The sequence below is a fragment of the Paenarthrobacter sp. NPDC090517 genome, from assembly GCF_044769165.1.
In the GTDB taxonomy this organism is placed as follows: Bacteria; Actinomycetota; Actinomycetes; order Actinomycetales; family Micrococcaceae; genus Arthrobacter.
Genome location: NZ_JBIVXN010000001.1, coordinates 566,982 through 587,624, shown reverse-complemented (window position 1 = coordinate 587,624; position 20,643 = coordinate 566,982). Strand labels below are relative to the sequence as shown.

18 protein-coding genes and 2 tRNA genes are annotated in these 20,643 nt (G+C 62.1%); 16 read left to right on the top strand and 4 right to left on the bottom strand.

The genetic code is table 11. The features are described from left to right. The first annotated feature begins 102 nt into the window (after nucleotides 1-102). The 6 genes from gltX (at nucleotide 103) to ACIQTW_RS02700 (ending at nucleotide 6,281) form a co-directional block, all read left to right on the top strand. Nucleotides 103-1,623: a glutamate--tRNA ligase gene (gene gltX / locus ACIQTW_RS02725; RefSeq protein WP_402933455.1), complete on the top strand. Its 1,521-nt coding sequence runs from the start codon at nucleotides 103-105 to the stop codon at nucleotides 1,621-1,623. A gap of 14 nt (nucleotides 1,624-1,637) precedes the next feature. Continuing rightward, the gene (locus ACIQTW_RS02720; RefSeq protein ID WP_402933452.1) at nucleotides 1,638-2,366 is read left to right on the top strand and encodes an HAD family hydrolase; all 729 of its coding nucleotides are present in this window, start codon (nucleotides 1,638-1,640) and stop codon (nucleotides 2,364-2,366) included. A gap of 137 nt (nucleotides 2,367-2,503) precedes the next feature. Beyond that, a tRNA-Gln gene (locus ACIQTW_RS02715) sits at nucleotides 2,504-2,575 on the top strand. Nucleotides 2,576-2,702: 127 nt separating this feature from the next. Continuing rightward, nucleotides 2,703-2,775 (top strand) — tRNA-Glu (locus ACIQTW_RS02710). A gap of 108 nt (nucleotides 2,776-2,883) precedes the next feature. Next, the gene (locus ACIQTW_RS02705; protein ID WP_402933450.1) at nucleotides 2,884-4,665 is read left to right on the top strand and encodes a dynamin family protein; all 1,782 of its coding nucleotides are present in this window, start codon (nucleotides 2,884-2,886) and stop codon (nucleotides 4,663-4,665) included. Then, nucleotides 4,662-6,281: a GTPase gene (locus tag ACIQTW_RS02700; RefSeq protein WP_402933447.1), complete on the top strand. Its 1,620-nt coding sequence runs from the start codon at nucleotides 4,662-4,664 to the stop codon at nucleotides 6,279-6,281. Before ACIQTW_RS02705 ends, ACIQTW_RS02700 begins: the two co-directional genes overlap by 4 nt. Before the next feature lie 28 nt (nucleotides 6,282-6,309). On the opposite strand, the gene ACIQTW_RS02695 is transcribed toward ACIQTW_RS02700, so the two are convergent. After that, nucleotides 6,310-6,846 (bottom strand): DUF1697 domain-containing protein, encoded by a 537-nt coding sequence (locus tag ACIQTW_RS02695; RefSeq protein WP_402933444.1) that lies wholly within the window; start codon nucleotides 6,844-6,846, stop codon nucleotides 6,310-6,312. Between the two features lies 1 nt (nucleotide 6,847). Beyond that, on the bottom strand, nucleotides 6,848-7,567 hold the full coding sequence (locus ACIQTW_RS02690; protein ID WP_402933441.1) for an IclR family transcriptional regulator: 720 nt from the start codon (nucleotides 7,565-7,567) through the stop codon (nucleotides 6,848-6,850). Between the two features lie 123 nt (nucleotides 7,568-7,690). Between ACIQTW_RS02690 and leuC the strand changes: the two genes are divergently transcribed. The 6 genes from leuC (at nucleotide 7,691) to ACIQTW_RS02660 (ending at nucleotide 14,264) form a co-directional block, all read left to right on the top strand. Beyond that, nucleotides 7,691-9,142 carry a 3-isopropylmalate dehydratase large subunit gene (leuC, locus tag ACIQTW_RS02685; RefSeq protein WP_402933438.1) on the top strand — a complete coding sequence of 484 codons (1,452 nt, stop codon included), beginning with the start codon at nucleotides 7,691-7,693 and terminating at the stop codon, nucleotides 9,140-9,142. A gap of 9 nt (nucleotides 9,143-9,151) precedes the next feature. Further along, nucleotides 9,152-9,760, top strand: a complete 609-nt coding sequence (leuD, locus tag ACIQTW_RS02680; RefSeq protein ID WP_402933435.1) for a 3-isopropylmalate dehydratase small subunit — start codon at nucleotides 9,152-9,154, stop codon at nucleotides 9,758-9,760. Between the two features lie 208 nt (nucleotides 9,761-9,968). After that, nucleotides 9,969-11,294: a UDP-N-acetylglucosamine 1-carboxyvinyltransferase gene (gene murA / locus ACIQTW_RS02675; RefSeq protein ID WP_402933432.1), complete on the top strand. Its 1,326-nt coding sequence runs from the start codon at nucleotides 9,969-9,971 to the stop codon at nucleotides 11,292-11,294. Nucleotides 11,295-11,305: 11 nt separating this feature from the next. Beyond that, entirely contained in the window at nucleotides 11,306-12,079 is a 774-nt protein-coding gene (locus ACIQTW_RS02670) for a lysophospholipid acyltransferase family protein (protein WP_402933429.1), read from the top strand. Beyond that, entirely contained in the window at nucleotides 12,076-13,128 is a 1,053-nt protein-coding gene (locus ACIQTW_RS02665; protein WP_402933426.1) for an NAD(P)H-dependent glycerol-3-phosphate dehydrogenase, read from the top strand. Before ACIQTW_RS02670 ends, ACIQTW_RS02665 begins: the two co-directional genes overlap by 4 nt. Next, nucleotides 13,128-14,264 (top strand): D-alanine--D-alanine ligase family protein, encoded by a 1,137-nt coding sequence (locus ACIQTW_RS02660; RefSeq protein ID WP_402933423.1) that lies wholly within the window; start codon nucleotides 13,128-13,130, stop codon nucleotides 14,262-14,264. Before ACIQTW_RS02665 ends, ACIQTW_RS02660 begins: the two co-directional genes overlap by 1 nt. A 4-nt stretch (nucleotides 14,265-14,268) precedes the next feature. Here the strand turns inward: ACIQTW_RS02660 and ACIQTW_RS02655 are convergent, their stop codons facing one another. Further along, nucleotides 14,269-14,778 (bottom strand): DUF3515 family protein, encoded by a 510-nt coding sequence (locus ACIQTW_RS02655; RefSeq protein ID WP_402933420.1) that lies wholly within the window; start codon nucleotides 14,776-14,778, stop codon nucleotides 14,269-14,271. Nucleotides 14,779-14,945: 167 nt separating this feature from the next. Here ACIQTW_RS02655 and ACIQTW_RS02650 point away from each other — a divergent pair, with 167 nt between their 5' ends. Genes ACIQTW_RS02650 through rsmD form a run of 4 tightly spaced genes read left to right on the top strand, consistent with a single transcriptional unit; the run spans nucleotide 14,946 to nucleotide 19,906 of the window. Then, nucleotides 14,946-15,959, top strand: coding sequence for a thiamine-phosphate kinase (locus ACIQTW_RS02650; RefSeq protein ID WP_402936185.1), 1,014 nt, complete (start codon nucleotides 14,946-14,948; stop codon nucleotides 15,957-15,959). A 22-nt stretch (nucleotides 15,960-15,981) separates the two neighbouring features. Beyond that, a complete protein-coding gene (locus tag ACIQTW_RS02645) occupies nucleotides 15,982-17,061 on the top strand; it encodes a DAK2 domain-containing protein (RefSeq protein ID WP_402933417.1) in 1,080 nt (359 codons plus the stop codon). Continuing rightward, nucleotides 17,051-19,306 (top strand): ATP-dependent DNA helicase RecG, encoded by a 2,256-nt coding sequence (locus ACIQTW_RS02640; RefSeq protein ID WP_402933414.1) that lies wholly within the window; start codon nucleotides 17,051-17,053, stop codon nucleotides 19,304-19,306. Before ACIQTW_RS02645 ends, ACIQTW_RS02640 begins: the two co-directional genes overlap by 11 nt. A gap of 33 nt (nucleotides 19,307-19,339) precedes the next feature. Further along, nucleotides 19,340-19,906 carry a 16S rRNA (guanine(966)-N(2))-methyltransferase RsmD gene (gene rsmD / locus ACIQTW_RS02635; protein ID WP_402933411.1) on the top strand — a complete coding sequence of 189 codons (567 nt, stop codon included), beginning with the start codon at nucleotides 19,340-19,342 and terminating at the stop codon, nucleotides 19,904-19,906. Between the two features lie 12 nt (nucleotides 19,907-19,918). On the opposite strand, the gene ACIQTW_RS02630 is transcribed toward rsmD, so the two are convergent. Continuing rightward, nucleotides 19,919-20,578: a spermidine synthase gene (locus tag ACIQTW_RS02630; protein ID WP_402933408.1), complete on the bottom strand. Its 660-nt coding sequence runs from the start codon at nucleotides 20,576-20,578 to the stop codon at nucleotides 19,919-19,921. Nucleotides 20,579-20,643: the final 65 nt, after the last annotated feature.

Below are 20,643 nucleotides of genomic sequence, written 5' to 3'. Positions count from 1 at the left end.
CTCGACGGCGGCACGCAGCTTTTGCACGAAAGGTGCGTGCCGCCGTCGAGCGTTCCCATGCGGGATTCCGTGGCAACGCCAAGCGGTAAAGTTGGAACCACTATGACTACTGCTTCTGCGTCGAACGCTGCCTCCAGCGCCATTCCTGCCGTCAACGCCGAGACCCCGGTCCGCGTCCGTTTTTGCCCGTCACCCACGGGAACGCCGCACGTTGGCCTGATCCGCACCGCCTTGTTCAACTGGGCCTATGCACGCCACACCGGCGGCAAGCTGATCTTCCGCATCGAGGACACGGACTCCGCCCGCGACAGCGAAGAGAGCTACCACCAGCTGCTGGACGCGCTCAAGTGGCTCGGCATCAATTGGGATGAGGGCGTGGAGGTTGGCGGACCGCATGAGCCGTACCGGCAGTCGCAGCGTGGCGACATTTACCAGGACGTTATCGCCAAGCTCAAGGCAGGGGGACACGTCTACGAGTCCTACTCCACGCCCGATGAGATTGAAGCCCGTCACAAGGCGGCCGGCCGCGACCCGAAGCTGGGCTATGACGGTTTCGACCGCCACCTGACGGATGAGCAGCTGGCACAGTTCAAGGCCGAGGGCCGCGAGGCCGTCCTGCGTCTCCGCATGCCGGACGAGGACCTGACATTCAACGACCTCGTCAGGGGCGAGATTACTTTCAAGGCAGGCTCGGTTCCCGACTTTGCCGTTGTCCGGGCCAACGGTGCTCCGCTCTATACGTTGGTGAACCCCGTTGACGATGCCCTCATGGGAATCACCCATGTCCTGCGTGGCGAGGACCTCTTGAGCTCCACTCCGCGTCAGATTGCGTTGTACCGGGCGCTTTACGCCATTGGCGTGGCCGAGTATATGCCGGAGTTCGGCCACCTTCCCTATGTCATTGGCCAGGGAAACAAGAAGCTTTCCAAGCGCGACCCGGAGTCGAGCCTCTTCCTGCACCGCGAGCGAGGGTTCATCCCAGAAGGCCTGCTCAACTACCTGTCGCTGCTTGGCTGGTCCCTGAGCGCGGACGAGGACATTTTCACCGTGGAACAGCTCGTGGCTAACTTCGACATTCATGATGTCCTGGGCAATCCCGCCCGTTTCGACATCAAGAAGGCCGAAGCCATCAACGGAACGCACGTGCGGATGCTCGCGCCCGAAGACTTCAAGGAACGTCTGGTTCCCTACCTCCGCGCTGCTGGTTTCGTTGGGGAAATCCTGACTCCGCGCCAGGAAGAAATCCTGGCTGAGGCAGCTCCTCTGGTCCAGGAGCGCATTACCCTCCTGGGTGAAGCTCCCGAGATGCTGGCTTTCCTGTTCAAGGCCGATGACGCCATCGATGTCGCGGACGATGCCCGCAAGGGTCTTCCGCAGAACCTGGAAGAAGTACTGGATGCTGCCTTGGCGGCGCTGGAACCCATCGGGGAGTGGACCGCGGAGAACATCCAGACGGCTCTCAAGCAGGCTCTGGTTGAGGACTTGGGTATCAAGCCGCGTGCGGCGTTCGGGCCAGTGCGCACTGCCATCTCAGGGCGACGCATCTCGCCGCCGCTTTTCGAGTCGATGGTGATCCTCGGCAAGGATTCCTCGCTCGCCCGCGTCCGCGCCTTCCGCGGCTAGCAACGGAAGCAGTCATGGCTATCTCAAGTACTTTCGGCACCATCCGCGGTGTCCTCTTCGACATTGATGACACCTTGGTGGACCTTGAGTACGCCATGACAACAGCGCTCCGCGATGTTAGCGAACATCTCCTGCCCGGCCTGGACCAGGCCGGGTGGGTGAAGTTCGGACGCATCTTTACCCACGAAACCACGCACTTCTACGACCGCTACCTGGCTGGTGAGCTGACATTCAACGAGCAACGCCTGCTGCGAGGCAGGGCTGCTTTGGGCCATTTTGGTGTGGAGCTTCAGGACGGCGAGGAGTCCCAGGCGTGGGTTGCCGAGTATCACCAACGCCAGACGGCGTATGTCCGGGCTTTTGACGACGTAGAAGGTGTATTGGACGCACTCGACGCTGCGGGCATCCCCTACGGCGCGGTCAGCAACAATGTGCATGATTATCAGCGGGCGAAGCTGGACGGTGCCGGGCTTTCAAGGATCAAGGTCCTCGTGGGTACGGACACGGTAGGGGTGCCGAAGCCGGATCCGGCGATCTACCTCGAAGGCGTGCGCCTGCTGGGCACCCGTCCGGGGGAGACCCTCTATGTGGGTGATAACAGGCTGCTTGATGCTGACGGCGCAACGGCAGCGGGCCTCATAGGTGTGTGGCTCAACAGGACGGCAGAAGTGGTGGAGGAGTTCACCGGCCGCCAAGTGGACTCACTGTCGCGGTTGCTGGTCAAGGCGGCTACCCCGGCGTAGGAACCGTGTGATGCAGGTAACGGCTTTCCGATTTGTGCAGGTGGCAAGACTCCGGTAGAGTCATTACTCGTGCTGAGGGGCACGGAGGGAAAAGCTGAGGGAAACCAAAGCGCTGAACTTCGGTCCGAAAGCCGCTTTGGGATATGGTGTAATTGGCAACACTACGGTTTCTGGTACCGTCATTCTAGGTTCGAGTCCTGGTATCCCAGCTCTGAAAATCCGCGTAAACACGCTGGAAATTCAGAAGTTTCAAGTCGCTGAGTCGATTTGGAGTGCAGCTGAAAGTATGAAATACTCATTCAGCTTGATCGCCGGAAACGGTGACAAAAAGTGCAAGGCCCCATCGTATAGCGGCCTAGTACGCCGCCCTCTCACGGCGGTAACGCGGGTTCGAATCCCGCTGGGGTCACAAACAAATCCCCCGGAACCATGGTTCCGGGGGATTTCTTTTTCCCCATTTCTGTCGTCTGTGCCTGCGCCGCACCTGTGATGGGGATCGGGCTGGCATGATGATGCTGTGACCGCAAATGATGATGAGACAACACCCCGGGCCACCCAAGCTGCCCAAGGTGCGGCAGCCGCCGTCGAGGCCTTGGAAGCTGCCCGCGCGGAACTCGCGGCCACAACCCTTCCGCTCGCGGTGCCGGAGGTCCGGGAAGCCCGCCAGTGGATCCGTGAGTCCCTGGCCCAGCTCGACGACTACGTGATTCCCCGTTACCGGAGCCTTGACGCTCCGCTGCTGGCGGTCGTAGGCGGTTCCACCGGCGCAGGCAAATCCACGCTGGTCAACGCGTTGGTCGGCTACCCGGTGACCCGTGCCGGCGCTATCAGGCCCACTACCCGCCAGCCCATCCTCCTGCATCATCCTCTGGACGCAGGGTGGTTTGAAGGTCACCGGATACTTCCCAGCCTGGACCGTATCCGTGGCACGGTGTCTGCGAGTCCTCTGCCGGCGCATCAGGCGGGGGCCGCTCCGGACGCGCAGGCCATCACGTCTTTGGTACTGGTGGGACACGAGTCAGTGCCCCAAGGCATCGCCCTGCTGGACGCGCCTGATGTCGACTCAATCTCCGATGACAACCGCAGGCTCGCCGGTCAGCTGCTTGCTGCCGCTGACCTCTGGGTGTTTGTCACCACGGCAAACCGCTATGCCGACGCCGTACCTTGGCGCCTGCTCCTTGATGCAGCTTCGCGGGATATCACCGTAGCGGTTGTCTTGGACCGCGTGCCCGCGGCTGCAGAGGATGAAGTCAGGACTGATCTCCAGGCGATGCTCGACCGACAGGGGCTGGCGGACGCGAAGCTCTTCGTCGTTCCAGAGAGTGCGTTGGATGGACTGGGCATGCTTCCTGAGGAGTCCGTGGTTGGCTTGCGTCAGTGGCTGGGTGCCTTGGCAGCCGATGCAGTCGGACGCGCGGAGGTGGCCAGGCGGACACTGAACGGCGCAGTGAAAGCCGTCAGCATCCGGTTGGAGGGTATCGCGGGTGCCGCTGCGGCCCAGGATGCGGCTGCCCACGACCTCCAGGCAACGTGCGTTGACGAGTATGAGCAAGCTCTCTCCCGCATTCTGGAGGCCACCAAGGACGGGGCGTTGCTCCGCGGTGAAGTGTTGGCGCGGTGGCAGGACTTCGTGGGAACAGGGGAGTTCTTCCGGGCACTCGAGCAGAACATTGGCCGCATGCGGGACCGTGTAGGGGCCTTCTTCCGAGGCGAGCCCGCTCCCGCTGTGAAGGTTGAAACCGCGATCGAGACCGGGTTGCAGGCGGTGATCCTGGACGAAGCCGCGAACGCGGCCGAAAACGTGGACAGGCGCTGGCGTTCGGACCCTGCTGGTCGGGAACTTCTTGGGTCCGAAGATCTTTCTGGCACCAGTGAGGGTTTCCATGCGAAGGCCGCAGCAGCTATTCGGTCCTGGCAGGAAGGACTGATGGAGATGATCCGCACACAGGGACAGGGAAAGCGCACCCAGGCCCGGTGGTTGTCCTTCGGCGTCAACGGGCTCGGCGCTGCGCTCATGGTGGTGGTGTTCTCCATGACCGCCGGCTTGAGTGGCTTGGAGATCGGTATTGCAGGCGGAACGGCCGTCGTTGGACAGAAGCTGCTGGAAGCCGTGTTCGGCGAGGATGCAGTACGCCGCTTGGCCCAGCAGGCCAGGGAGGATCTGCACACTCAGTGCCAACGGCTTCTGGACGACGAGAGGCAAAGGTTCCTGGACCGGCTTGAAGCGGCCCACCCGAACTCCGGAGACGACCTCGCCCGGCATGCCCAAGCCCTGCGCAGCCTGGCAGGGGTCGCATGAGCCGCCACGGCCAGGTTTGCGAGTCGTCCCAGCTGCAGCGCAGGCTTGAATCGCTGAACACTGCCAGGGAACTGGCCGAGGGCGTCCTGCCGGACCCCGATCTGCAGTCTGTGTATGACGTTTTGGAGCGTGCTACCTCGCGGCGGTCATTGTCAGCAGGGCATACCGTGGTGGGGTTTTTTGGGGCGACGGGTAGCGGAAAATCGTCGTTGTTCAATGCAGTATCAGGCAGCGAGCTCGCAACTGCCACTGCGCGGCGTCCCACAACGTCTGCACCTTTGGCAGGCATCTGGGGCGAAGAAGGCAGCGGCCCTTTGCTTGATTGGCTGGACGTCAAGGAGCGGCATGCCCTTCCGCCGGTTCCCGGGCTCGCAGACGAGAACAGCGGCCTGGTGCTGCTGGACCTACCCGACTTCGATTCCACCAAAGTGGAAAACCGGGAGATTGTTCAGCGCATGGTGGGCATGGTGGATGTGCTGGTGTGGGTCCTGGACCCGCAAAAGTACGCCGACGCTGCGGTGCATAACGACTTCCTTCGACCCATGGCCTCCCACGGTGCCGTCACGCTGGTTGTCCTGAACCAGGTGGACAAACTCAACGCAGCCGACGCAACTGCCGTGATGCAGTCCTTGGAAGGGATCCTGGCGCGGGATGGACTGGGCAAAGTCAAGGTCCTCAGTGCGTCGGCGCTAACCGGCGACGGAGTGCCGACTCTCCGCGGGGCCATACGGAACGTCGTGGTCCAACGGCAGGCAACAACACAGCGCCTATCTGCAGACGTCACCAAGGCCGCGGCGGAACTCGCCCGGGCCTCCGGCGAGGGCGAAGCCCGTGGCATCAAAGGAAGCGCGAAGGGCCGCCTGGCCTCTGAACTCTCGACGGCGGCAAACGTTCCAGTGGTGGTGGACGCCGTACAGCGATCTTTCGCGAGGGAGTCCGCCAAGAGGACCGGGTGGCCCGTCACCCGGTGGCTGTTGCGTTTCCGACCCGACCCATTACGGAGGCTTAACCTTGGCCGGGACGACACCAAGCCTGAGTTGAGCCGCACATCGCTGCCTCCCGCGGGTGCGCCGGAGAGGGCGCGGACAGATGCCGCCGTCAGGGACTTTGCCGATGAGGCTTCTGCCGGCGCCCCCGGTCCATGGCGTGCAGCCATACGCAGCGTGGCCAGGGACGGGCGGGAACAGCTGCCTGACGCGTTGGATCAAGCTATTGCAGGCACCGACCTAAAGACGGGCAAACGTCCCCTGTGGTGGGTTCTTTTCAATACCCTTCAATGGATTGCGCTTCTGCTCGCAGTGGGTGGCCTTGTGTGGCTGGGTGTGTTGGCCGTACTCGGCTACTTCCAAATGCCAGTGCCGGAGGTCCCTCGAACTGAAGGGTGGCCATGGCCTACGCTGATGGTCGCAGGGGGAGTCGTGCTGGGAATCGTCCTTGCCATCACCGGAAGGATTCTTGGAGGCTGGGCTGCCCGGGTCAGGGCATCTGGGGCAGCCAGGCGTTTGAAAGCTGCCGTGGCAACAGTTGCCGAGCAACGGATCGTGGAGCCTGTCGAGGTTGAAATTACGCGCTTGAAAGCGTTCAACGCGGCGCTGAAGGCCGCCCGCTCCGGCTAGGGCAGGTGCTGCTTGCCGAACGTGCAGTTTAGAGGGCCGCAGCAGCGTCCCTGACTTTGATGAGCGTGCGCAGGTTCCTTGTAGTAGTGCTGGCTTTGTAGCGTGCCTTGGCCGAGAGCTTGCTGAAGGGGCTGTCCAGCGTGCCGCCGGCGGGAGCCAGCCATGCGGAGGCTTCCGGGCCCAGCCGCACTTGTTCCACGCCTTCCAGCGCTTCGCCTGCCTGAAAAAGTTCATCGAGCATAGCTGTGTCGGAAGTGAGGGTGATGTAGCTGTGCGTGGTTTTGTCGTCCGCCGGGTACGGGCACGCGTCCACCAGTTCCGCTACCCGTTCGGCAGTGAGGACAACCACCCAGGCGTCGTAACCAAAGGTTTCCCGTAGGCACTTCTCGAACTGCGCCTTGACGTCCTTTGCGCTGAGTTCACTCTGAAGCACCACATTTCCACTGGCCAACAGGGTCTTGACCTTGGTAAATGGGCGGTCCTTGAGGGCTGATGCCAGATCGGCCATCTTGATATTGATGCCGCCCACATTGATGCCGCGGAGGAACACAGCGTAGTTGTGCACGCTAGTCATTGTTCTTGCGCAGGGCGTCGGTCAAAACCCGGGCGGCGTTGCAAACCACCTCGGCGTGGAGGCGGCCTGGCTGACGGGTGAGGCGCTCTATCGGACCTGAAATGGACACAGCCGCGATGACCCGGCCTGACGGTCCGCGAACGGGGGCTGAAACCGAGGCGACCCCGGGCTCGCGTTCGCCAAGGCTCTGGCCCCAGCCCCGGCGTCGTACGCCTGCAAGGACGGTGGGCGTAAAGCGGGCGTTTTGCAGCCCTTCGAGGAGGCGGTCGTGGTCTTCCCATGCCAGCAGGACCTGCGCGGCAGAGCCGGCCTTCATGGAGAGTTGAGTGCCCACCGGGATGGTGTCCCGCAAGCCGATGGGGCGTTCTGCGGAGGCCACGCAGACACGCCAGTCGCCTTGGCGGCGGAAGATCTGCGCGCTTTCGCCTGTGGCGTCCCGGAGCTGAATGAGAACGGGTCCTGCGGAGGCAATCAGTCGGTCTTCGCCGGCAGCGGATGCGAGCTCCACCAACCGGCTACCCAGGACGAAGCGTCCTTGGATGTCGCGGCTCACCAGTCGATGGTGAACCAGAGCAAGCGCAAGGCGGTGAACTGTGGGCCGGGCAAGGCCCGTGGCCGCTACAAGTTGCGCGAGAGTCGTGGGCCCTGCCTCAAGGGCATCAAGTACTTGGGCCGCTTTATCAATGACACCGACTCCACTAGAATTGTCCATGTAATGATATTGCCGTCTCAATATCTGAGATGCAAGTTGTTTCGCTGGCCTATTTTGCGGCGGTGCTGCTTCAGTGGAACAAGAACAACGCAACAAGCCAACCGCAGTGAAGGGAGCAAGGCCGTGGGAAAGACACTGGCCGAGAAAGTCTGGGACGCGCACGTAGTGCGCAAGGGTGAGGGCGAAGGAGCCAACGCCCAGCCAGACCTTCTCTTCATCGACCTGCACCTCGTCCATGAAGTGACGTCCCCACAGGCGTTCGAGGGCCTGCGCTTGGCTGGCCGGCAGCTACGACGCGTCGACCTGACCATCGCTACGGAGGACCACAACACTCCCACGCTGGACATCGACAAGCCAATCGCGGACCTGACCAGCCGCACGCAGATTGAGACCCTGCGTGCCAACTGCAAGGAATTCGGCGTCCGGCTGCACTCCCTGGGTGACAAGGAACAGGGGATCGTGCACGTCGTGGGGCCGCAGCTGGGACTGACGCAGCCGGGTATGACAGTGGTCTGCGGTGACTCGCACACCTCAACCCACGGCGCCTTTGGTGCGTTGGCCATGGGTATCGGCACATCCGAGGTGGAGCACGTCATGGCCACCCAAACCCTGTCCTTGAAGCCGTTCAAGACCATGGCCATCAATGTTGAAGGCACCCTGCGTCCCGGCGTCACCGCCAAGGACATCATCCTTGCCGTCATCGCCAAGATCGGGACAGGAGGCGGCCAGGGATATGTTCTCGAATACCGTGGTTCTGCCATCCGTGCCCTGTCGATGGACGCCCGTATGACCATTTGCAACATGTCCATCGAGGCCGGTGCACGCGCCGGCATGGTGGCTCCGGACCAGACCACGTACGACTACATGCAGGGCCGCCCCCACGCGCCGGAAGGCGCCGACTGGGATGCCGCCGTCGAGTACTGGAACACGCTCAACACGGACGCTGACGCAACCTTCGACGTCGAAGTTGACCTGGACGCCGATACCCTGGAGCCGTTCGTTACCTGGGGAACCAACCCGGGCCAAGGTGTGTCGCTGTCCTCAAAGGTACCGTCGCCGGAGGACTTCGGTGATGAGAATGCCAAGGCAGCTGCCGAGCGCGCCTTGCAGTACATGGGCTTGGAAGCCGGCACCCCCATGAAGGACATCCGCGTGGATACCGTCTTCCTGGGATCCTGCACCAATTCACGCATCGAGGATCTGCGCGCTGCTGCCGATATCATCCGTGGCCGCGAAAAGGACCCCAAAGTCCGCATGCTGGTGGTACCGGGCTCCGCACGTGTCCGCTTGGAGGCAGAGGCGGAAGGCCTGGACAAGGTCTTCAAGGAATTTGGTGCGGAATGGCGTTTTGCCGGCTGCTCCATGTGCTTGGGAATGAACCCGGACCAGTTGGAACCGGGGGAGCGCTGCGCTTCAACATCCAACCGCAACTTTGAGGGCCGCCAGGGCAAGGGCGGCCGGACGCACCTGGTCTCGCCTGTCGTGGCGGCGGCTACCGCTGTCAGGGGCACGCTGAGTTCACCGTCGGACCTCGAGTCCGCTGCCGCAGGCACACTGACCGGAATCGCAGTCTAGGAGGATCCCATGGAAGCATTCACTACCCACACCGGCATCGGCGTTCCACTGCGCCAGAGCAACGTGGACACCGACCAGATCATCCCCGCTGTGTACCTCAAGCGCATCACCCGCACCGGGTTCGAAGACGCCTTGTTCGCTGCTTGGCGGAAGGACGAGTCCTTCATCCTGAACCAGGCCCCGTTCAATGCCGGCTCCGTGCTGGTGGCCGGCCCTGATTTCGGTACCGGGTCATCCCGTGAGCACGCTGTCTGGGCGTTGAAGGACTATGGTTTCAAAGCCGTTCTGTCCTCCCGGTTCGCCGATATTTTCCGCGGCAACTCCGGTAAGCAGGGACTGTTGGCGGCCCAGGTGGCTCAGGATGACATTGAACTGATCTGGAAAGTGCTGGAAAACCATCCGGGCACCGAGGTCAAGGTTGACTTGGTCTCCAAGACGGTCGAGTGCGGCAATGTGGTAGCGCCGTTCGAGATTGACGACTACACCCGTTGGCGCCTCCTGGAAGGCCTCGATGACATCGGCCTGACCCTTCAGCATGAGTCGGACATCACGGCGTACGAGGCCACGCGCCCATCCTTCAAGCCGAAGACGCTTCCGGCGAAAGTTGATGCCCGATAACCCCTCATACCAGGCCGCAACGCTGCGGATAAAGGACCGGCAGGCCTCTCTTGGGAGCGTCTGCCGGTCCTTTTTCCTTTGAGAACATCGCATGCCGGATACGCGGGGTGTCGGGCGGTTCCATTTCGGATCGGTAAAGCGAGCTTCTATGCTTAGCTGGAGCCTTTGTAAGTTTGGGGGGCGAGTAGTCGTGAGGAAACCGGTATAGATGAGTAGTGTTCTGACAATCCGCGGTGGCGTCCCTTTGACCGGGCGAGTGACCGTTCGCGGTGCCAAGAACCTGGTGCCCAAGGCCATGGTGGCGGCGTTGCTGGGCAGCGAACCATCGGTGCTGAGGAACGTGCCGGAAATCAAGGACGTCGAGGTTGTCACCAGCCTGCTGCAGCTGCACGGGGTGACCGTTGTGAAGGATCCGGTATCGGGAGACCTCACCTTGGATCCCAAAGAGGCAAAGACAGCCTCCAGCACGGCAATTGATGCGCACGCCGGCGACTCACGGATTCCCATCCTGCTGTGCGGACCGCTGATTCACGCGATCGGCGAGGCCTTCATCCCGGATCTGGGTGGCTGCAAGATCGGTGACAGGCCCATCGACTATCACCTGAATGTCCTGCGGCAATTCGGCGCCGTGGTGGAAAAGCGCCCGGGTGGCATCCACATTTCTGCCCCGAACGGTCTGCATGGAGCCAAAATCTCGCTGCCGTATCCATCGGTTGGGGCCACCGAGCAGGTGCTCCTGAGTGCAACGCGTGCCGAGGGCATCACCGAACTCATTGGCGCGGCCACCGAACCCGAGATCATCGACCTCATTGCGGTCCTGCAGAAGATGGGCGCCATCATCAGCGTCCAGACTGACCGGACCATCCGGATTGAGGGCGTCAAGGACCTGCGTGGCTACAATCACCGGGCACTGCCGGACCGCAACGAGTCCGCGTCCTGGGCCTCTGCTGCATTGGTTACCCGCGGTGACATATTTGTTGAGGGTGCTTCGCAGCGCGACATGATGACGTTCCTGAATACCTACCGCAAAGTTGGTGGCGGCATGGATATCGGCGACGACGGTATCCGTTTCTACCACCAGGGCGGTAAGCTCTCCCCGCTCGTCCTGGAGACGGATGTCCACCCGGGATTCATGACGGACTGGCAGCAGCCGCTGGTGGTTGCCTTGACCCAGGCAGAGGGCGTTTCCATCGTCCATGAGACTGTCTATGAGAACCGCTTCGGATTCACGGAAGCCCTTGCACGGATGGGTGCGAACATTCAGGTACACCGCGAGTGCCTGGGTAGTGTTCCCTGCCGGTTCGGACAGCGGAACTTCCTGCACTCGGCAGTGATTTCGGGACCCACTCCGCTCAGGGGCACCGATATTGACATCCCCGACCTCCGGGGTGGTTTCAGCCACCTCATCGCAGCGCTGGCTGCTACGGGCACGTCACGCGTTACGGGCATCGACATCATCAACCGCGGTTACGAGCGCTTTACCGAGAAGCTGGCCGGCCTCGGCGCCGATTTCGATATCACCACCACCAAGTAGCGGGGGCTCCTTTGAAGGAATCGGCCAAGAGCCGTGCAACGTTCATGCTGCTGGCGGGCCTGGCGCGTCCCTTGATGAACATCCTGATGGCAAAAAAGTGGGAAGGTGTGGAAAACCTTCCGCCCGGCGGCTTCATCGCAGTACCAAACCACTGCACTGAAATAGACCCCATCGTCATCGGACACATGGTCTACAACCAGAAGCGGCCGCCGCACTTCCTGGCGAAGACGGGTCTCTTCAAAGTTCCCGTGCTGGGCGGCCTACTGCACGCCACCAGGCAGATTCCGGTTGAACGCTCGACGGCGGGTGCGAACCGCTCGCTTCAAGTGGCCAAAGAGGTGGTGGACGCCGGTGGTGCCATCATCATCTACCCTGAAGGCACTCTCACCCGCGACCCCGATCTTTGGCCGATGAAGGGCCACACCGGTGCCGCGAGACTCGCCCTGCAGACCGGAGCCCCTGTGGTGCCCATGGCGCATTGGGGTGCACAGGAAGTTTTCCCGCGATATGCCAAGCGGTTCCACATCTTCCCGCGTAAAACTGTTCGCGTACTTATTGGCAAGCCCGTTGATCTCAGTGCGTTCAGGGAGCGGCCGCTGGACCGTGCGACACTGACCGCGGCCACTGAAGTCATCATGGCCGCCATCACCGAACTCCTTGAAACCCTTCGAGGTGAACCTGCCCCTGCAGAACGCTGGGATCCGGCTGTCCACAAACAGTCCAAGCACGGCCGCTTCATTCAGGGTGGTTCTCCTGATGCCCGCGAAGGGGAGGACGGGAAATGACTGCAGCCGAAACGAGCGTGTCCACACCGAATATCGTGGCTGTTTTGGGCGCAGGTTCGTGGGGAACCACGTTCGCCAAGGTCCTGGCCGATGCCGCGACGGCGACCGGATCTGAACGTAGTATCCGGATCTGGGGTCGTCGGGCGGAAGTCGTGGAGCAGATAAACTCTTCCCACCGCAATGAGCAGTACCTTAAAGACATTGAGCTTCCACCGTCTGTAACAGCATCCACGGATGTGGAGGAGGTGCTCAAGGATGCCACCCTGGTGGTCCTCGCCGTGCCTGCCCAGTCGCTTCGGCCCCAGCTCGGGGAGTGGAAGGCCTTCCTCGCGCCCGACGCCGTGGTTGTTTCCCTGATGAAGGGCCTGGAACTGGGCACCGACGCCCGGATGAGCGAAGTCATTGCTCAGGAGTTGGGTCTTCCCGCTCCCCGCGTGGCAGTAGTGTCGGGCCCCAACCTGGCCATGGAGATAGCCCGGGAGCAACCAACAGCGTCAGTTGTTGCCTGCAGTGACGCAGACACTGCTGCTGCCATAGCGCTGTGCTGCACGGCGCCGTACTTCCGGCCATACACCAGCACTGATGTTGTGGGGGTGGAAATCGGCGGGATTGTGAAGAATGTGATTGCGCTTGCTGTAGGCATTTGTGAAGGCCGGCAGATGGGCGATAACACTAAAGCTTCGGTGATCACGCGCGGACTCGCTGAGACGTCCCGGCTTGCGCTTGCCCTGGGCGGAGAAGCCCACACCATGGCTGGACTTGCCGGACTCGGCGATCTCGTTGCCACCTGCTCTTCAGCACTCTCGCGTAATCACACCGCTGGCAGGTTGCTTGGTGAAGGCCTCAGCCTTGAGCAAGTGGCCGAACAGATGACGCAGACTGCGGAGGGCATAAAATCCGGCCCCGCTGTGCACGAGCTGGCCGGCAAGTTGAATGTTGAAATGCCCATTACGGCCGCCGTCGTGGCGGTGCTTGAAGGCAGAATGTCCGTTGATGACCTGGGGCCACGACTGTTGGCCCGGGCACTGAAGTCCGAAGGCGACTACTGATGGTGACTGACCAATCCACCCCTTTGACGGGCCGCCCCCGTGTAGCGATCCTCTTTGGGGGGCGCTCCAGCGAGCATGCCGTCAGCTGTGTCACCGCAGCTGGCGTCATGGGGGCGATCGACAAGAACAAGTACGAGGTCATACCGATTGGCATCGCCAAATCAGGGCAGTGGGTACTGGCCTCGGGCGACACCAGCGACTGGTCCTTGAGCTCTGCAGCGCTTCCCGAGGTGGCGCCGTCGGGCAAGACCGTGACCTTGGCTGAAGTGGGTGGTGAGCATCAACTCATCGTGACCGAGCCCAACGCCGTTCCCCAGGAACTTGGTTCCGTGGACGTTGTTTTCCCCCTGCTTCATGGGCCATGGGGCGAGGACGGAACCATCCAAGGCCTCCTGGAGCTTTCAGACACGCGCTATGTCGGCGCCGGTGTGCTGGCCTCGGCCGTGGGGATGGACAAGCATTACATGAAGGTGGTGTTTGAATCCGCCGGACTGAGCGTCGGACCGTACGTAGCTGTAACAGATCGCGAATGGACCACGGACGCCGAGGCTGTCCGTAAGCGGGTGGACAAGCTCGGATACCCTGTGTTCGTTAAGCCTGCCCGCGCGGGTTCGTCCATGGGTATCTCCAAGGTCGACTCGATGGAAGGGTTGGACGCTGCCATCGAGGAAGCCCGCCGCCATGACCTGAAGCTGGTCATTGAGGCCGGCATCGTGGGCCGCGAGATCGAGTGCGCTGTCCTGCAGGGCCGCGGCACGTCGGCCCCCCGTACTTCCATGCCGGGTGAGATCGCGGTGGCAGCCGGTGAGCACCAGTTCTATGACTTTGCTGCCAAATACGTTGAGGACGGCGCCGCCGCCCTGAGTTGCCCGGCTGACATGCCGGACGAGGCAATCGCACGCGTGCGTGAACTTGCCGCCGTCGCTTTCGACGCCGTCGGGGCCGAAGGCCTCAGCCGTGTTGATTTCTTCTACACCCCTGCGGGCGAGCTGATCATTAATGAGATCAACACCATGCCCGGCTTTACGCCCAAGAGTATGTACCCGCAGATGTGGGCGGCTTCCGGGCTGGCTTACGGGGACTTGATCGACGAACTGATCCATCTGGCTCTGACACGCAAGACGGGGCTGCGCTAAAGCACTACTGCGCGGATGGCAGGTTCTGCAGATCTTCCTGGCCCACGCACTTTCCGGTTGCCTTGATCTTGCCAACCGCGGCTGCCAACTCAGTCAGGACAGTTGCTGAACTGATATTCGCGGCCTCTAGTTTGACCGGATCTATCAGGATCTCCGTAGCTGGTTCGCGGCCGAATGTGGTCAGGGTGTAAACGGGATCGCCTTCCTTGATGACCCAGTCGATGTCGTTGACGCTCACACAGCGGTCCGTGGTGGGTCCGGGGACGTTCACTCCGCAGCGAAGGATGACCTGCGAAGGATCTCCCCAGGCAGCCGTCGCCTGGCTGTTGGTTTTGCGGAGGGCAGCATCCCCGATCTGGTCCGGCAGAGCCACCATCATTGGCGCGCAGGCAGGATTGGCGGCGTCGGAGGCTGCAGTGACGTCCACGGCTGGCGCGCAGGCCGATAAAGCGGTGACGGAGACGGAGGCCAAGGCGAACGCCAGGGCGGTCCGGGGAAGGGTCTTTTGGTGCATCTATCCAGCCTATCCCGCAAGCGCTGGCAGGCAGATTCGGGTTGCCCGGGTCACATTCCCGCCGAAACTGCCGTTGAGAGCCGCATTATTCTGTCGGTGGATCGCGATAGCGTAGAGCGGTGCCATGAGAAGACACGGGCGCCGTGCCAAGAGAAGAGTTGACAGCAGTGCCAGAAGAACCGTTGACCGTCCAACACCTGTCGGAGTCCGAGCTCCTCGCACGGATTTTTCCGCGCCTGCACCATAGCCCCGGCGTTTTGCTGGGACCCGGCGACGACGCCGCCCTGATAGCAGCGCCGGATGGCAGGGCGCTCATCTCCATCGACACCCAAACTCAGGACCAGGACTTCAGGCTTGAGTGGCGTAACGGCTACCGCACCACCGGATTCGACGTCGGCTGGAAGGCCGCAGCGCAAAACCTCAGTGACATCAACGCCATGGGTGGCAGCGCCACGAGTCTCGTGGTAAGCCTCACCATGCCGCCGGAGACGCCCGTCGAATGGGTTGAAGCGTTTGCTGATGGGCTCACTGCTGGAATTGTTGGCTTGGGCGCTTCGAATTGCTCGGTGGCCGGCGGAGACCTTGGAAGGGGCCGCGAGCTGGCGGTGACCGTCGCCGTCGTCGGAACGCTTGCCGGTATGGCGCCAGTGCTGAGGTCCGGTGCCAGACCCGGGGACGTCGTGGCAGTTGCGGGGACGCTGGGAAGAGCAGCTGCGGGCTGGGCGTTGCTGGAAAGCGACATTCCGTTCGGCAGCCTGTCTCCTGAGCTGCGGAGCTTGGTGGACAAGCAATGCCGGCCAATGCCACCACTGGCAGCCGGACCGCTGGCTGCGGCTGCGGGTGCCACAGCCATGATGGACATTTCCGATGGCCTGCTGCGTGATGGCAACCGCCTGGCCGGGGCCAGCAACGTGGTCCTCGATTTCGATCCCGTTGCTTTGAAGACGCACGCAGCCTCACTGGAACCAGCAGCTGCCCTTCTGGGAGGGGAAGCCATGCGGTGGGTGCTTGGCGGGGGAGAAGACCACGGTTTGCTTGCTACGTTCCCAGCAGGAATTCAGCTGCCGCAGGGCTTCACTGCGATAGGCTCGGTGCAAGCCGTTGTCGAGCCGCCAGGCAGTGGCGTCCGGATTGCCGGGCAAACTGCTGACACCGTTGGATGGGATCACTTTGCAGACTAAGATCGCCGCGAATGCACACGCCATGAAACGTTGGCTCGGCAAGGCGGAGGTGGTCCTCGGCAACCACAGCGACCGTCTCAATGCGATCAACATCTTCCCTGTCGCGGACGGTGATACCGGAACCAACCTTTATCTCACTGTTCGGGCAGCTGTTGCTGCCCTAGGCGGAACTGCGTCGGACTCTACAGAAACCGGCAACGACGTCGGCGCTGTACTGTCCAGCGCCGGGCAGGCCGCCATGGAGCAAGCCCGAGGCAATTCGGGCACACTCTTCGCAGTGTTCCTATGCGCCGCTGCCGAACCCCTGGCCGGAAAAACCCGCCTCAGCGCACCCCTGCTTGCCACCGCGCTGAACAGGGCACAGATCCGTGCCTGGTCTGCCTTGAGTGAACCTGTGGCAGGCACCATGCTTTCGGTTTTGGAAGCGGCCGCTCATGCCGCTCAAGCCGTCGACGCATCCCAAAGCGGCGACGACAGCAACCATGCATTGGGGCTCTCGCTCGACGCTGTGGTGGAGGCAGCCTACCAAGCCGTCGTCCGGACAGAAGATGAGCTGGCACAACTCCATGAAGCACATGTTGTGGACGCAGGGGGCGTCGGGATGCTGCTGGTGCTGGATTGCCTCCGTGCCGCAGTCCTCGGTGAGGAACTCCAGGAGGAGCTGCTTGACGGCCTCCACGGCTATAAATTGCAGGATCCCCACATCCATGAACACATGCCGGTCGATGACGGTGTGGAAGTCATGTGCACCATCAATCTCTCGCCCCTGAATGCGGCCATCCTTCGGCAACGCCTGGACGAGATGGGCGATTCCGTCATCATGAGCCAAGTTGGCGGTGCCCAAGGCACCGATGATGAAGACGACGAATCCATTGTGGAAATCAGCTACCGTTGGCGCGTTCATGTCCACGTCGCCGACCCGGAGCCGGCCGTGGCATTCATTCGCTCGCTGGGAGAACCGACTGATATAGCGGTAAGCCAGTTGGCAATACCCCGTGATGACGTGCAGCACCCGGCTGTCACACAGGAACCCGACGGCAGCGAATCCGCCAGCATCAGTGAAGCTTTCAATGTCTCAGGCCAGTCACGGCATGAATACTGAGCTGGACCTGCCCCTCGAACGCAGGATCGGCAAGCGGTCCGCGGCCGTCATAGACAAGCACTTGGGCCTAAAAACGGCCGGAGCCTTGCTGAACTACTTTCCTCGCAGGTACTTAAACCGCGGAGAGTTGACGCCCATCAGCAAGCTCCCGCTGGATGAAGAGGTCACGCTGATTGCCCGGGTGCTGTCCAACAGCACCCGCCAGATGAGGGCACGCCGGGGTTCGATCACAGATGTGGTGGTGACGGACGAAGCCGGTGGTGCCGGTGTTCCAGGTACGTTGAAGGTCAGCTTCTTCAACGGGTTCCGGGCAAAGGCTGAACTCCTTGCTGGTCGTCGGGCCATGTTTTCAGGCAAGGTGACCCGTTACGGCGGAGCCCTCGGCCTGACCAACCCGGACTTCCTTCTGCTGGACGAGGACCCGGAAGCGGAAGGGTCTGTAGACCCGGAAAAACTCGCAGCCATGCCCATCCCCATCTATCCGGCAACGGCCAAGCTGACCAGTTGGTCCATCCACAAAGTCATCACTGCCCTGATCCAGACCATGGACCTTGATTCCCTGGAAGATCCGCTTCCGGCAAGCATCGTCCGAAGGGACGGCCTGCTCAGTGTCGCTGAGGCCTACCGCTTAATCCATTCACCCGGGACTGCCAAGGACTGGCAACGCGCTCAGGAGCGCTTCCGATACCAGGAAGCCCTGGTGCTGCAAACGGCCCTCGCACGCCGGCGCGCCCAGCTGGCTGCTGAAGAAGCCACTGCGCGCCGTCCGCGCGTGGGAGGTTTGCTCACCAAGTTCGATCAAAACCTGCCCTTCACCCTGACTGCCGGCCAATCCGCCGTCGGAAAGACGCTGGCTGAAGAGCTCGGGCGCGACACTCCCATGAACCGGCTGCTGCAGGGCGAAGTGGGCTCGGGAAAGACGATCGTGGCCTTGCGGGCCATGTTGCAGGTAGTGGATGCAGGTGGCCAGGCAGCACTCCTGGCGCCCACGGAGGTCCTGGCGGCCCAGCATTTCCACTCCATCCGCAAGACGTTGGGTGCGCTCGCCGGCGACCACATCTTTGGCGGTGCCGGCATGCTTGGCGGCGACTCCACTCAGGAAGCCGTTCAAGTGACGCTCCTGACCGGTTCCATGCCCACCGCTGCGCGGAAACAGGCAATGCTGGACGCGGCCTCAGGAAATGCGGGAATTGTCATTGGCACGCACGCTTTGCTGAGCGACAAAACCAGCTTCCAAGACCTCGGGCTGATCGTGGTGGATGAGCAGCACCGCTTTGGCGTGGAACAGCGCGATGCCCTCCGGGCCAAGGCGCAGCGGCCTCCACACTTGCTGGTCATGACAGCCACACCGATTCCCCGCACGGTGGCCATGACGGTATTCGGGGACCTTGAGACCTCCATCCTTGATGAGCTTCCGGCCGGGCGTGCGCCGATTGCCACTCACGTAGTGGGGCTCGCGGAGAATCCGGGCTGGGTGGACCGAATATGGAAACGTTCCCGCGAAGAAGTCGATTCGGGTCACCAGGTTTATGTGGTGTGCCCCAAGATCGGCTCCGACGACGACGGCGACTTCAGTCCGGGCGAAGCGGAACCCAGCGATGCCGACCTGGCGGACGAAGGCCCGGCGCGGGAACTCGCCTCGGTGACCGCCGTCGTCGAAAGCCTCCTGCAGGAGCCTTCGCTGGCTGGTGTCCCGGTAGCGCCGCTCCATGGGCGGCAGGATCCGCAGGTGAAGTCAGAGACGATGGCCTCCTTCGCCTCCAACAACACCAAAGTGCTGGTGTCCACCACTGTCATTGAGGTGGGCGTCGATGTCCACAACGCCACCCTCATGGTGATTCTCGATGCCGACCGCTTTGGAATCTCACAGCTCCACCAGCTGCGCGGGCGGGTAGGCCGTGGAGGTTTGCCCGGCACTTGCCTGCTTGTGACAACGCTGGAACCCGGGCATCCGAGTCGTCGCCGGCTTGATGCCGTTGCTTCAACGACGGATGGATTTGAGCTGTCCCAGGAAGACTTGAAACTCCGCCGTGAAGGCGACATTCTCGGTGCTTCGCAATCCGGCGGACGCTCCACCCTGAAGTTGCTTCGTGTACTTGAACACGAAGACATCATTGCCCGGGCACGTACCGACGCCCAAGGCCTGGTGTCGGAAGATCCTGCCCTGCAACAACAGCCGGCACTTGCTGCTGCAATAGATGATTATTTGAACCCTGAGAAGGAGGCGTTCCTTGAACGCGGTTAGAGATCCATGGAAGCGCGTTCATGGGGAATCCCTGTGAGCCGGATCATCGCCGGGGTTGGTGGCGGGAACCCGCTGGCCAGCGTCCCCGGAACGGCGACGCGTCCCACCACGGACAGGGTCAAGGAGGCGCTCTTTTCCCGCCTGGAGTCCTTGGCAGTCATTGAAGATGCCCGGGTCCTGGACCTTTATGCAGGCTCTGGATCCTTGGGCATCGAAAGTGCCAGCCGAGGGGCCAGGACTGTGGATCTGGTGGAGTTCGATGCCAAGGCAAGCGATGTCTGCCAGCGCAATGCGGATTTGGTGAACCAACTCCTGGGCGGGAAGAGGGTCTCAGTCCATCGTTCCAAGGTGGAGTCATTCCTGGAGCGTGCGGCTGACGCGGACATCTGGGATCTCGTCTTCCTTGATCCGCCTTACCCCTTGGACGAGCCTGCCTTGAGTGCTGTGCTGGCAAAGTTAGGTCCCCATTTGGATGATGCGGCCGTTGTGGTGGTGGAGCGGAGTTCGCGGAGCCCTGAGCCTGAGTGGCCCGACGCCTTGGAATGTTTCGCCGACAAGAAGTACGGCGAGACCAAGCTGTGGTTCGCTGAGCCGGCCTAGCGGATCCTCTCTTCAGCCCGTAATGCTGTCGAGTTCCACGCCCGTGAGGACGGTTGCAGGATGGGGGCCACGCGCCAGCAGTTGCGCTGTCCAGTCCGGGGACCACGGTTTGCATGTGCCTACCAGGACGATGTTGCCCGGGTAGCGGCCACCGAACATTCCCGTTTCAGCGAAGGCTGCGACATCCGGCATGGCTTGGCGCAGCGCTGCCACCTGGCTGCGGACGAGCGTCAGCGCAGGTTCGTCACCCACGTTGATGATCAACACCCCATCCGGCCGGAGCCTACTTGCTGCTTCCTCATAGAATTCCCGGCAGGCAATATGGGCTGGGGCCTCCGGCCCGGAGAAGATATCGAGAATCACGACGTCGAACATCACCTGTGCGGGAAGCTCCGCCAGTGCGTCGCGGGCGTCACCGATGTGAGTCGTCAACGAGGTGCCGTCAGGCATGGGCAGCTTCTGAAGTACGAAGTCCAAGAGCTCACGCTCAAGCTCAACAGCGTATTGCTCCGAGCCCGGACGGGTGGCTTGGATGTACCGCGCCAAGGTGAGGGCACCGGCGCCCAAATGCAGGGCGCTGATGGGTACTCCGGGTTCTGCAGCCAAGTCCACCACATGCCCGATCCTGCGGAGGTATTCGTAGAAGATCTCCGAAGGATCAGCCAGGTTCACGTGCGATTGTTCGGCACCACCAATACTCAGGACGAAGCCGCCCTCAACGAGGGTGTCTTCCCCGA